Origin of the sequence: Thalassovita mangrovi (assembly GCF_009857745.1) — a bacterium.
GTDB lineage: Bacteria > Pseudomonadota > Alphaproteobacteria > Rhodobacterales > Rhodobacteraceae > Thalassobius > Thalassobius mangrovi.
In genome coordinates, this window is record NZ_WWEN01000002.1 from 729,741 (window position 1) to 741,907 (window position 12,167).

11 protein-coding genes are annotated in these 12,167 nt (G+C 62.7%); 4 read left to right on the forward strand and 7 right to left on the reverse strand.

What is annotated here, in order from left to right:
- Positions 1–2: 2 nt before the first annotated feature.
- Positions 3–629 (reverse strand): GntR family transcriptional regulator, encoded by a 627-nt coding sequence (locus tag GR167_RS05305; protein WP_160972385.1) that lies wholly within the window; start codon positions 627–629, stop codon positions 3–5.
- Between the two features lie 125 nt (positions 630–754).
- Here GR167_RS05305 and GR167_RS05310 point away from each other — a divergent pair, with 125 nt between their 5' ends.
- The 3 genes from GR167_RS05310 (at position 755) to GR167_RS05320 (ending at position 2,990) form a co-directional block, all read left to right on the forward strand.
- The gene (locus GR167_RS05310; RefSeq protein WP_160972386.1) at positions 755–1,399 is read left to right on the forward strand and encodes a pyrimidine 5'-nucleotidase; all 645 of its coding nucleotides are present in this window, start codon (positions 755–757) and stop codon (positions 1,397–1,399) included.
- A gap of 111 nt (positions 1,400–1,510) precedes the next feature.
- On the forward strand, positions 1,511–1,726 hold the full coding sequence (locus GR167_RS05315) for a hypothetical protein (protein WP_160972387.1): 216 nt from the start codon (positions 1,511–1,513) through the stop codon (positions 1,724–1,726).
- Positions 1,727–1,787: 61 nt separating this feature from the next.
- A complete protein-coding gene (locus GR167_RS05320; RefSeq protein WP_160972388.1) occupies positions 1,788–2,990 on the forward strand; it encodes a UbiH/UbiF family hydroxylase in 1,203 nt (400 codons plus the stop codon).
- 134 nt (positions 2,991–3,124) lie between these two features.
- Here GR167_RS05320 and GR167_RS05325 read toward each other — a convergent pair whose 3' ends face one another.
- The 5 genes from GR167_RS05325 to GR167_RS05345 all read right to left on the reverse strand — a co-directional run bounded on the left by GR167_RS05325 (position 3,125) and on the right by GR167_RS05345 (position 9,882).
- Positions 3,125–5,188 carry a HAMP domain-containing methyl-accepting chemotaxis protein gene (locus GR167_RS05325; RefSeq protein WP_160972389.1) on the reverse strand — a complete coding sequence of 688 codons (2,064 nt, stop codon included), beginning with the start codon at positions 5,186–5,188 and terminating at the stop codon, positions 3,125–3,127.
- Between the two features lie 638 nt (positions 5,189–5,826).
- Positions 5,827–7,197 carry a serine hydrolase domain-containing protein gene (locus GR167_RS05330; protein WP_212769831.1) on the reverse strand — a complete coding sequence of 457 codons (1,371 nt, stop codon included), beginning with the start codon at positions 7,195–7,197 and terminating at the stop codon, positions 5,827–5,829.
- A 569-nt stretch (positions 7,198–7,766) separates the two neighbouring features.
- Complete coding sequence (locus tag GR167_RS05335; RefSeq protein WP_160972391.1) at positions 7,767–8,894, reverse strand: aminotransferase class V-fold PLP-dependent enzyme; 1,128 nt, start codon at positions 8,892–8,894, stop codon at positions 7,767–7,769.
- A gap of 77 nt (positions 8,895–8,971) precedes the next feature.
- Positions 8,972–9,430, reverse strand: a complete 459-nt coding sequence (locus tag GR167_RS05340; protein WP_160972392.1) for an Lrp/AsnC family transcriptional regulator — start codon at positions 9,428–9,430, stop codon at positions 8,972–8,974.
- Positions 9,427–9,882, reverse strand: a complete 456-nt coding sequence (locus tag GR167_RS05345; protein ID WP_160972393.1) for an Lrp/AsnC family transcriptional regulator — start codon at positions 9,880–9,882, stop codon at positions 9,427–9,429. The genes GR167_RS05340 and GR167_RS05345 overlap by 4 nt, the downstream gene beginning before the upstream one ends.
- 132 nt (positions 9,883–10,014) lie before the next feature.
- Here GR167_RS05345 and ilvC point away from each other — a divergent pair, with 132 nt between their 5' ends.
- Positions 10,015–11,037: a ketol-acid reductoisomerase gene (ilvC, locus tag GR167_RS05350; protein ID WP_160972394.1), complete on the forward strand. Its 1,023-nt coding sequence runs from the start codon at positions 10,015–10,017 to the stop codon at positions 11,035–11,037.
- A gap of 102 nt (positions 11,038–11,139) precedes the next feature.
- Here the strand turns inward: ilvC and folP are convergent, their stop codons facing one another.
- Positions 11,140–12,141: a dihydropteroate synthase gene (gene folP, locus GR167_RS05355; protein WP_160972395.1), complete on the reverse strand. Its 1,002-nt coding sequence runs from the start codon at positions 12,139–12,141 to the stop codon at positions 11,140–11,142.
- Positions 12,142–12,167 lie beyond the last annotated feature (26 nt).

Sequence of the window (12,167 nt, forward strand, 5' to 3'; positions counted from 1 at the left end):
GATCAGTCGTTGGCCTTGGAATCCCGCTTCAGCCGGGTCACGAAGGCGGTTGAGATGTGTTTTTTCAAAGCCTCGTAAGCGCGGTCTTCGTCGCGCTTTTCGATCGCGTCGACGATCGCGGCATGTTCGGCCAGCGCCCCTTCGCCGCGCCCCTCGGCCGCCAGCGAGGTGGTCGCCATCAACGCCATGGTCCGGTAGACGAGGTCGAGCTGCTGCACCAGGTAGCGGTTATGCGAGGCCAGGTGGATCTGCTTGTGGAACCGCCGGTTCGACCGCGACAGCGCCACCGGGTCGTTCATCAGCGCCCGGTCGTCGGCCACCATTTCCTTCAGCACGTCGACTTCTTCCTTGGTGGCATGATGGGCCGCCAGCCGTGCCGCCAGCCCTTCCAGTTCCGAACGCACCACGTAAAGTTCGCTGAGCTGGTTGTGATCGAGCGAGGCCACGATCAGGCTGCGCCCGTCGCGCGCCAGCAGCGATTGCGTTTCCAGCCGCTGCAACGCTTCGCGGATCGGGGTGCGCGACACGCCGAAACGTTCCGCCAGTTCGCTTTCCACCAATCGGTCGCCGGGGCGATAGATCCCTGTGTCGATTGCATCGAGGATCAACGTATAGGCATCTTTCTGCACCGGGCGGGCTCCTTTGTTCTTGGCCGTACTGAATTGGCAACAATCTGCGCAAACTACGCCCTACGGTATGCGACAATCAAGCCTCTGATATTGAACCTTTCGTCGCGGCTGACTAGTTTCCGCACATGCCCAGATCCAATTTCTCCCATGTCGACCAATGGGTCTTCGACCTCGACAACACGCTGTACCCGCCACAGGCGCGGCTTTTCGATCAAATCGAAAAGAAAATGACCCGCTACGTGATGGAACAGCTTGGCGTCGATCACGACCGGGCCAATCACCTGCGGCGTCATTACTGGGCCACCTACGGCACCACCCTGGCCGGGCTGATGCGCGAACATGACATCGATCCGGACCCCTACCTGATCGAGGTGCATGAAATTTCGCTCGACCACCTGGAACCCGATGCTTCCCTGGCCGCGGGCATCCGCGCCCTGCCCGGCCGCAAGATCGTCTATACCAACGGATCGGCCCCCTATGCCGAACGGGTGCTGGCGGCGCGCGGGCTTTCGGGGCTGTTCGACGCGGTCTATGGCGTCGAACATGCCGGGTTCCGCCCGAAGCCCGAAATCGAAGCTTTCCGCACGGTTTTCGACCGCGACGGCATCGCCCCGGAACGCGCCGCGATGTTCGAAGACGACCCGCGCAACCTGGCCGCACCGCATGAAATGGGGATGCGCACCGTCCATGTCGCGCCCGAAGCGCATCAGGCCGATCACATCCATCATCACACCGATGACCTGGCCGATTTCCTGGCCCGTCTGACCTGACTAAAAGTTGAACGAGGCACGATGCCGCACTGCGTCAAAACTGCATATTAAATTCACGATCACGAATGTTATTGAGGCGGTTCCAGTGATTGAACAGGACGACTCAATACAATGACCCTCGCAGACGCCTCCCAGGTCCAAGCGCCGACCTCGACCGAAACCAAGGAAAAGAAATCGCCCGACGCGCTGATCCTGCTGGCCGTTCTGGCCGTTGTCGCCCTGTGGGGCCTGTCGGTCTTCACCTTCGGCATCCCCGGTCTCTACATCCCCGCCGTCGCCGCCGTGCCGGTGATCTGGGTGATCCTGATCGCCATCACCCAAGGGTGACAGGATGACGCTTGGACTGCCCGGCGGATCGGTCTAGGTTGCCGCCGCAGGAGGCAGTCCGATGCAAACATTCGATGTCGATATTCTGGTGTCCGGCGGCGGTGTCGCCGGATTGACCGCCGCGGCCGTTTTCGGAACGGCCGGGTTCAGCGTGCTGTGCGTCGATCCCAGTCCCCCGGTCATTGAGCGGGACGCGGAAGGGTCCGACCTGCGCACCACCGCCTTCCTGCAGCCGGCGCAGGCGCTGCTGGAAAAGGCCGGGCTGTGGGCCCGGGTCGCAGATGACGCCGCGCCGTTGCAGATCATGCGCATCGTCGATGCCGGCGGCGACATCCCCGAACCGCGCGTGGTGAAGGATTTCAACGCGTCCGACATTTCCGACCGTCCCTTCGGGTGGAACCTGCCCAACTGGCTGCTGCGGCGCGAATTCATGGCGCGGCTGGCCGAACTGCCCAACGTGGAATTCCGCCCCGGCACCGGCACCAGGTCGGTGTTCACCCGCGAAGCGATGGCGCGGGTGGGACTGAGCGACGGCACCTCGGTCACTGCCCGCATGGTGATCGCCGCCGACGGGCGCAATTCCCCGGTGCGCGAGGCGACGGGCATCAAGGTCAAGACGACCCGCTACGGCCAGAAGGCGCTGGCCTTCGCCGTCACCCACCCGATCCCGCATGAGAACGTATCGACCGAGATTCACCGTTCCGGCGGGCCGTTCACCCTGGTGCCGCTGCCCGATTATCAGGGCATGCCCTCCTCCGCCGTGGTCTGGATGGAACGCGGCCCCGAGGCGATGCGCCTCGCCGCCCTGCCCGAGGACGCGTTCGAGGCGGCGATGACCGAACGGTCCTGTTCGCTGTTCGGGCCCCTTACGCTGGCCTCGCGCCGCACCGTCTGGCCGATCATCAGCCAGATCGCCGAACGGATGAGCGGCGAACGCGTGGCGCTGGTGGCCGAGGCCGCCCATGTGGTGCCCCCCATCGGCGCGCAGGGGTTGAACATGTCCTTGGGCGACATGCGGGTGCTGCTGGAACTGGCCGAGGCCGCGCCGGAGCGGCTGGGCGACCGGCAGATGCTGGACACCTATCACCGCCGCCGCCACACCGAGGTGCAGGCGCGTGTCACCGGCATCGACCTGCTGAACCGCGCCTCGATGATCGAATCCCGGCCCCTGCGCGATCTGCGTGCGGCGGGGCTGAACGCGATCTATTCGCTGGCACCGGTGCGCAAGACCATGATGCAGATGGGGCTGGGCGCGCGGGGCTAAATCCCCCGAACCGGAATGAAAAAAGGGCAGCCGGTCTCCCGGCTGCCCTTTGTTTTTCCGATATTCCTCTGAACCGGCACCGCGCGGGATAGCGCGCGATGCCGCGGGACAGGTCGGGGCTTGCGCCCCTTCCCTCAGCCGTTGGCGACGCGGATGAAATCCGCTTCGTCGTCGTCGTCATCGGCACTGGTGACATCCAGCACGACGCCTTCCGGCTTCTTCTCCGGTGCCGCCGCAGCCTTGAGGGCCACAGAGGGCTGCGTGTTCGCCGGGGCGCCAAGCGTCTCGGTCGGCAGTTCCAGCTTGAAGAAGCTGATGGTCTTCTGCAGCAGCTCTGCCTGTTCCGACAGACCCACGGCAGCCGTGGACATCTGCTCGGCGGCCGAGCTGTTCTGCTGGGTGACCGTATCGAGCTGCTGGATCGCGACGCTGATCTGACCCGCACCGGCGTTCAGTTCGACGTTGGCCGAGGAAATCCCGCTGACCAGTTCCGCGGTCTTCTGGATGTCCGGCACCAGGTTGTTGAGCAGTTCGCCCGCCGCCTGTGCCGAACGCACCGTTTCACCCGAAAGCCCGGAAATTTCCGTTGCGGCTTCCTGCGACCGTTCCGCCAGCTTGCGCACTTCCGAGGCCACGACCGCGAAACCGCGCCCGTGATCGCCGGCCCGAGCCGCTTCGACCGCCGCGTTCAGCGCCAGAAGGTCGGTCTGACGGGCGATTTCCTGGATCACCATGATCTTGTCGGCAATCGTTTCCATCGCGCTGACCGCCTCGCCGACGGCCTTGCCGCTGGTTTCCGCGTCCTGCGCCGCCTTGCGGGCGATGCTTTCGGTCTGGTTGGTGTTTTCGGCGGTCTGGTTGATCGTCGCTGCCATTTCCTCGATCGAGGCCGAGGTTTCCTCGGAAGAAGCGGCCTGTTCGGACGCGCCCTGGCTCAGCTGTTCCGAGCTGGCCGCCATTTCCTCGCTGCCCGACGCGACATTGCGCGAGGCCGCAGTGACATCGCCGACGACGTCTTTCAGACGCGCCGTCATATTCGCCAGCGCGGCAAGCAGGCTGCTGGAATCGCCTTCGCGGGTCTTGATCGCGACGGTCAGGTCGCCTTCGGCGATCTGGGTCAGCACGTCCTGGGCATAGGCGGGTTCGCCACCCAGTTGACGGTAGATGCCGCGAACGATCCAGATTGCAGCGGAACTGGCGATGAGGGTCATCACGATCAGCGCGCCGATCTGAAGCCGCTTGCTCATCTCATAGGCCGCGGCGACATTGGTTTGTGCATTGGTCATGCGAACCTGCAGACGTTCCACAAGCGTGGCAAGCTGTGCATCCGCGGTGCGGCGTGCATTGGCAGCCGCGTTGTTACTGATCTGCAACGCCGTGTAATCGCCGTTCTCCAGGGATTTCGACAGCCCCAGTTCGATATAGGGCAACCAAATTTCTCCAGCGTTCTTAAGTTCGACCAGATTGTCGTTATAGACATCCGGCAAAGCTTGTTCGGCTACCGCGAGGGTTTCCATCATGGAAGCGATCCGATCATGCGTGCGATCAGCAAGCTTCTTGACCGTCTCGGGATCGACCGCAGATGCCAAGGTACTGTAGACATTGACCCGGATCCGCAGGATCGCCGCTTCGAGCTCCGCGATCGCCGCATATTCCTTGCTGCCGCCCATGCCGCCGAATTCGGCCGCCGCGCTTTCATTGGCGATCAGCTGATCCTTCAGCTTCTTCATCGCCGCAGCCACCGCCTGATAGGATTCCACACCCTCGTTCTGAAGGGTTTCACGCGCTTTCAGGATTGACTGCAGACCTGACGCGTCCCGAACCTTGTAGCTCGCAAAAAGATAATTTTCCCACTCCTTTTCGAAGGCGTCTAGCAAAGCCTGGTCGGAGGGTTCAGACACTTCGCGCAGCTCGGCGACGAGGCCTTCGATTTTTTCAGCGCGTTTGTCCATATCGGCCGCACGTGCGTCTTTTTGCTCTTTGCGTGGCTCGAGAAGCAGGACTTTTTCGTTCCGTGCGATCTGGATGGATTCCGTGCGAATTTCGTTGGCCAGCTCTACACCGCGGACCTTGCGGCTCAAGACATCGTCGAACTCTGCCTTGAGCTCACCCATCTTCAAAATGCCGAGCCCAATGCCCGCAGCCGCAAGCAACACCACAAGGGTGAAAACGGCCGATAATTTGAACTTAAGGGTCACTTTGATAACTCCCGTTACTACATTACTGTCGAGGGCTGCGTTCCTTGCCCCCATGCTTACAGATATCCGCCCCGGTTTCAGGGTGGTCGTGATTTCGGTGCTGAGATTTGACGAGGCTGCGGATCTTCCGGCCGTCAATGAATTCCGTCCCTGGCGTGGCTCTGCGCGCTGTTCACCGGCAGACGATGAAATTCCAAGTCGCATTCATTGCGGGCCGTTCCCTGCTCGCTTGCAGTCCAATGTCTTTTACATGCGTCTCCTTTGCGGATTACCCAATGAAGGAGACGGCTGCATTTGCAGCATTTTTAAATCAGAATGGCCTTTACATACTTATTTGCGAATGTATTTTCACTTACATACTTTTGAGAAACACATTTCCCGCTCCGCGAAGCGCCGGGGTTTAACAACCCTTAATTTCACAACCAAAAGTACACACCCTTAAAAGGTGAGCGATATTCCCCGCGCAGACCCCACCACCTCCGAAAGGCGGTGACGGGAAAGAGCAGCAGTCCGGCACGTCAGTCCGCCACAGCGAGCGGGAAATAGACTTCGCCAATACGCCCTGAACAATGGGGCATGAACGCTTCCAATGCATGGTCCGGCAAAAGACGTCTTCCCCCTGCATGACCCTGCATACATCAGCCAAGCGCCTTGAGCAGCGCCGCCACCAGTTTTTGCGGCCGGTAGTTCAGGTCTGACGGTGTCAGCCCCATCCGCACCACCACCAGATCGACTGACGGGATCACCGTAACGGTTTGCCCGTCATGCCCTTCAAGCCAATAGGTATCGGCAGGCAGCCCATAGGCCCGATCGTCGCCGGCCTTTTGCTCGGAAGCAGGGCCGGCCAGCCAAGTCATCCCCTGTCCGTAAACCGCATCGGCCTGCGAGGGCGCGTGCATCATGGCCGCGAACCCTTCGGGCAGGATCTGGCGCCCGTTCCATGTGCCATCCTGCAACAGGAATTGCCCGAACCGCGCCCAATCGCGCGCGGTCGCGTAAAGGTAAGAGCCGCCCACGAAAGTGCCTGCCGCATCGGTTTCAAAAACCGCGCTGCCCATCCCCAGGGGGGCGAACAGCGCCTTGCGCGGCCAGTCAAGCGCGGCCTGGCGATCACCAATCGCGTTTTGCCAGATCCGCGACAGGATCACCGACGTGCCGGTGGAATAGTTGAAGGTCGTGCCCGGCTCGTGATCGAGCATTTGCGAGGCTGCGAACCCTGCCATATCGGATTGCAGATAGAGCATCCGCGTCACATCCGAGACATCGCCGTAATCCTCGTTGAAATGCAGCCCGCTCGACATCGACAACAGCTGCGCCACGGTGATCGCGGCGCGCCCGTCATTGTCCCATTGCGTCAGCAGCCGGTCTTGATCCAGGCGCAGCTTGCCCGCCTCGATCACGGTCCCCGTGAGGGCGGCTGTCACCGTCTTGCTCATCGACCAGCCCAGCAGCGGCATCTGCGGGGTGAACCCCGCGCCATAGCTTTCCGCCACGATCCGGCCGTGATGGACAACGACGGTCGCGCGCATTCCCGGTCCGGCCAAATCCGGGTCCGCGATGATCTGCGCCAGATCGCCATGTCGGCTCAGATCCACCGCCGTGCCCTCGGGCCAAAGTGCTGGCGAGGCCACCGGACCCGGCGCGGCAGGCGCTGACTGATCGTCAGCCTGCGCCAGGTTGCCATCGGGCAACGCCGCGCAGCCAAGCCCCGGCCTGTGTTCGGATGTCATCGGCGCGATCAACCTCAGGAAGGCCGACCGCACCCGGCCCGTCGCGTTGTCGCTGTTCAGCATGAAAGCGCGCAGCACCGGATTGCCAGGCGCCTGCACATCGGTCTCGAGAACCTCATTCGGGTTTCGGCCCTGCAAATAGGTCGCGGAACAGACGATCTTGGAACTGTATCCGGCACCCACCCGCAGCAAGGTGGGCGGCACCAGATAGAGGTAGAGCACCGCCGCGAATAGCCCTGCGATGACAAGGGCCAGCAGCCCAACCAGTAATTTACGCAAGTTCCACATGCTCGACCTCCCCAGCTTTTGCGACAGTCTTGTCAAAGCGGACAGGGCGCGCAAAGACATTCTTGCCCGATTAACGTCGGGTCATCGGCGCGGCGAGGCGCAACCGATCATGTCAGAGTGGTCGGCATGCGGCAGCTTTGGACTCGGCTATCTCGGCCTATGTCTCCGCGCGTCAGCGACTTTGAACATTCCGTTTCCCGCGCAATGCGGCCGACGGGCTTGACCTCAGTGAAGGGCATCTTCACGCCGATTATGTCAACGATACCATCTATCGCCGGCGGGTACGCTATTGGCGCCTCCGCCCAAGTCGCATGTCGAAACGGTTTCTACGACATCATAGCCCTGAATGGCGCTGCGAGTGGCTATACGGCACCCGCACGGCGCATAACGATGGGCCCGCTTCTTAAAGGTTGCAGGCATCGAGGTAAAAACCAAGCAGGCGAAAACGAGGTGGCAACTATCGGCCGGGCTAGGGGCGCTGCCCCCTCTGCCTTGAAAATCCCGGGGATTTTCAAGGCATTCACCCCCGGGATATTTTTAAACAGAAGAAGCCCTGAGGGTCAGAGCACCTTGTCGAGCACCGTTTTCAGACGGGCGAGCGTGGCGTCGGTATCGTAGAGCTTGTCGAGACCGAACAGACCCAGCCGGAAGGTCATGAAACCTTCGGGTTCGTCGCAGGCCAGCGGCACGCCGGCGGCGATCTGCATGCCAAGGGCGGCGAATTTCTTGCCGTTCTGGATGTCGGGATCGTCGGTATAGCTGACCACCACGCCGGGGGCGCCGAAGCCTTCGGCGGCGACCGAGGTCACGCCCTTGTCGGCCAGCATCTTGCGCACGCCGTTGCCGAGCGCCCATTGCGCGTCCTGCAGCTTGTCGAAGCCGTAATCGCGGGTTTCCTGCATCGTGTCGCGGAAGGCGCGCAGCGCGTCGGTGGGCATGGTGGCGTGATAGGCATGGCCGCCGTCCTCATAGGCCTGCATGATCGACCGCCATTTCTTCAGGTCCAGCCCGAAACTGTCGGAGGTGGTGTTTTCCAGCCGCTGCAGCGCGCGGTCGGACATCATCACCAGGCCCGCCGAGGGCGAGGCCGACCAGCCCTTTTGCGGCGCTGAGATCAGAACGTCGACGCCGGTCTTTTCCATGTCGACCCAGACGCAGCCCGATGCGATGCAGTCGAGAACCATCAGCGCGCCGACCTCATGCGCGGCAGCGGCCAGCGCGGTGATGTAGTCTTCGGGCAGGATCAGCCCGGCTGAGGTTTCCACATGCGGAGCGAAGACCACGTCCGGTTTCGTCTCGCGGATCATCGCGACGACTTCCTCGACCGGGGCGGGGGCGAAGGGCGCCTGCGGCCCGTTGCCGGTCTGACGCGCCTTGAACACGGTGGTTTGCGCGGCGAAACCGCCAGCTTCGAATATCTGGCTCCAGCGGTAGGAAAACCAGCCGTTGCGCACGATCATCGCATGGGCGTCATGGCCGAACTGGCGGGCGACGGATTCCATGCCATAGGTGCCGCCGCCGGGGACCAGCGCCACGCCCTGCGCCTTGTACACTTCCTTCAGCATCTCCGAGATGTCGCGCATCACCTGCTGGAACGCCGCCGACATGTGGTTGAGCGACCGGTCGGTGAAGACGACGGAAAATTCCTGCAATCCCTCGGGATCAACGGTATCGAGCAAAGCGGGCATGTTCAGGCCTCCCAATTTCGGTTGCCTGTTGGGTAGCGCGGATTGTCCGCTTTGTCCAAGCCTATGACGGTATGCAATCAGCCCAGCGGGCCGGGGCGGCGTTCCTCGCTCAGCAGCACATTGGCCTCGACATCGCCGATGCCGGGCAAGGTCATGATCCGTCGCCGCAGCACCCGTTCGAAATCGGCGATGTCGCGGGCGGTGACGCGCAGCCGGTAATCGAACAGGCCCAGAACGTGTTCGACCGTCTGCACCTCGGGGATGGCGGTGACGGCGCGTTCGAAATCTTCCAGGCTGACGCGGCCCTTGGTGGCCAGCTTGACGCCCAGAAAGACGGTGACGCCGAAACCCAGCTTTTCGTAATCCAGATCGAGCTTGCGCCCGGTGATCACGCCGCTGTCCTGCAATCGCTTGATCCGCCGCCAGGTGGCGGGCTGGCTGAGCCCCAAACACCGCCCCAGGGCGCCGGCGTTCTGGGTCGCGTCCTCGGCCAAGGCGCGCAAGATCTTGCGGTCGATTTCATCGAGCTCCATCATATCGGCAGGCTTTCCTCGGACTTGATCCGCGCCACATGCATCAGGGTTTCGATATCGGCGATATGCGGCAGGGTCAGGATGCGCGACCGGTAGATGTCCTGATAATGCGCCATGTCGCGGGCGATCACCGACAGGCGCACATCGACCCGGCCAAGGAAGGTCTGGATCTCGATCACCTCGGGGATGTCGCGGGCGGCGGCGAGGAATTCGTCGAAGGCGCGGGTCTGGGTCTTGTCCAGCGTGATGCGCAAGGACACCTCGACCTCGAAGCCGAGCGCGCGCCAGTCAATCACCGCGCGCTGGCCGCGCAGCACCCCGCTTTCGCGCAGCTTGTCGAGCCGCCGCGACAAGCGCGACGCCGTCATCCCGATCCGGTCGGCCAGATCGGGCAGCGACCCGTTCGGATCGTTCTGCATGTGGCGCAGAATGCGCCGGTCTAGATCATCGAGCATGATTTTTTCAATACTGCGAATTTTGACGAATGATCAATCCATTTCTGCGGTATTTTTCATTCCAAACGCTCTCGCATCGCGGTTTCCGCCACGTATGATCACCGCCAGAGATAAAAAGGAAGGAGCGCCCCAATGCGCGTTTATTACGATCGCGATTGCGACATCAACCTGATCAAGGACATGAAAGTGGCCATCCTGGGCTATGGTTCCCAAGGCCACGCCCACGCACTGAACCTGCGCGATTCCGGTGCCAAGAACATCGTCGTGGCGCTGCGCGAAGGCTCGGCCTCGGCCAAGAAGGCCGAAGCGGAAGGGCTGCAGGTCATGGGCATCGCCGAAGCGGCGGCCTGGTGCGACCTGATCATGTTCACCATGCCCGATGAACTGCAGGCCGAAACCTACAAGAAATACGTCCACGACAACCTGAAGGAAGGCGCTGCAATCGCGTTTGCCCACGGCCTGAACGTGCATTTCGGCCTGATCGAGCCGAAGGCCGGCGTCGACGTCATCATGATGGCGCCGAAGGGCCCGGGCCACACCGTGCGCGGCGAATACGTCAAGGGCGGCGGCGTGCCCTGCCTGGTGGCCGTCGACAACGACGCGTCGGGCAAGGCACTGGAAATCGGCCTGTCCTATTGCTCGGCCATCGGTGGCGGCCGTTCGGGCATTATTGAGACCAACTTCCGCGAAGAATGCGAAACCGACCTGTTCGGCGAACAGGCCGTTCTGTGCGGCGGTGTTGTCGAGCTGATGCGCATGGGCTTTGAGACCCTGGTCGAAGCCGGTTACGCGCCGGAAATGGCCTATTTCGAATGCCTGCACGAAATGAAGCTGATCGTCGACCTGATCTATGAAGGCGGCATCGCCAACATGAACTACTCGATCTCGAACACCGCCGAATACGGCGAATACGTGTCGGGCCCGCGCATCCTGCCCTACGAGCAGACCAAGAAGGCGATGAAAGAGGTTCTGACCGACATCCAGAACGGCAAGTTCGTGCGTGACTTCATGCAGGAAAACGCCGTCGGCCAGCCGTTCTTCAAGGCCACCCGCCGGATCAATGACGAACACATGGTCGAGGAAGTCGGCGCCAAGCTGCGCGCGATGATGCCCTGGATCGCCGCCGGCAAGATGGTGGACAAAGAAAAGAACTAAGCGTCTTTGCAGATGCTTTGGAAAGCCCCCGGTGCGCCGGGGGCTTTTTTCGTTGCGGATAGCGTTGACCCGGCGGCCTGACGGCCTTGTTCCGGGCCGGGATTACGCCGTATGCACCGCCTGCCACAGGTTCAGCGCCGAGCGGGTTTCGAACACGTCATGGACGCGCAGCACCTGCACGCCCTGCGCCACCGCGCCAAGCGCCACCGCTACCGATCCGGCGGCGCGGTCGCGCGGTTCCGGCGCATTTCCCAGCGTGCCGATGAATTTCTTGCGCGACACGCCCAGCAGGATCGGGCAGCCAAGGCTGTGGAACAGCCCGATCCGCCGCAGCAGCGGCAGGTTATGTTCCATCTTCTTGCCGAACCCGATGCCGGGATCGGTCAGGATACGGGTTCGCGGAATGCCCGCCGCTTCCAGCGCCGCCACCCGCTCTTCGAGGTAATCGTAGACGTCCAGCAAAACGTCGTCGTAACGCGGCGCCTGCTGCATGGTTTCGGGATCGCCCTGCGCGTGCATGACGCAGACCGGCAGGTCGTGGGCGACGCAGTAAGGCGCCAGATCGGGATCGAAGGTGAACCCGGCCACGTCGTTGACCAGGTCGGCCCCGGCGTCGATGGCCGCCTGCGCCACCGGCTTTTTGCGGGTGTCGATGGAGATCGGCACCGCCATTTCGGCGCGGATCGCCGCGATCACCGGGGCGGTGCGGCGGATTTCTTCCTCCACTGGCACCTCGGCCGCGCCGGGGCGGGTGGATTCGCCGCCGATATCGATGATCGCCGCCCCCTGCCCCACCATCACGCGGGCATGGGCCAGCGCCTGATCCGGCGCGTTGTGGCGGCCGCCGTCGGAAAAGCTGTCGGGGGTGACGTTGAGGATGCCCATCACCTGCGGCGCGGACATTGGCATGCCGGCGATATCGGCGCGGGGGGCACACAGACGGTCCAGAACCTCGGGGGGCGCTTGCCGCGCGGGAACCCGCTGCGGCGCGCCGTCGCGCGACAGCACTTCAACCTCATTGAACCAGGTCCAGCCCTCGGCAAGCGTCAGGGCGTCATCGGGGCGATTGGGATCGGTCTGCACAAGCGGGCGATAATAGGTCATGCCCCGAGACATGCGCAAAACCGGCG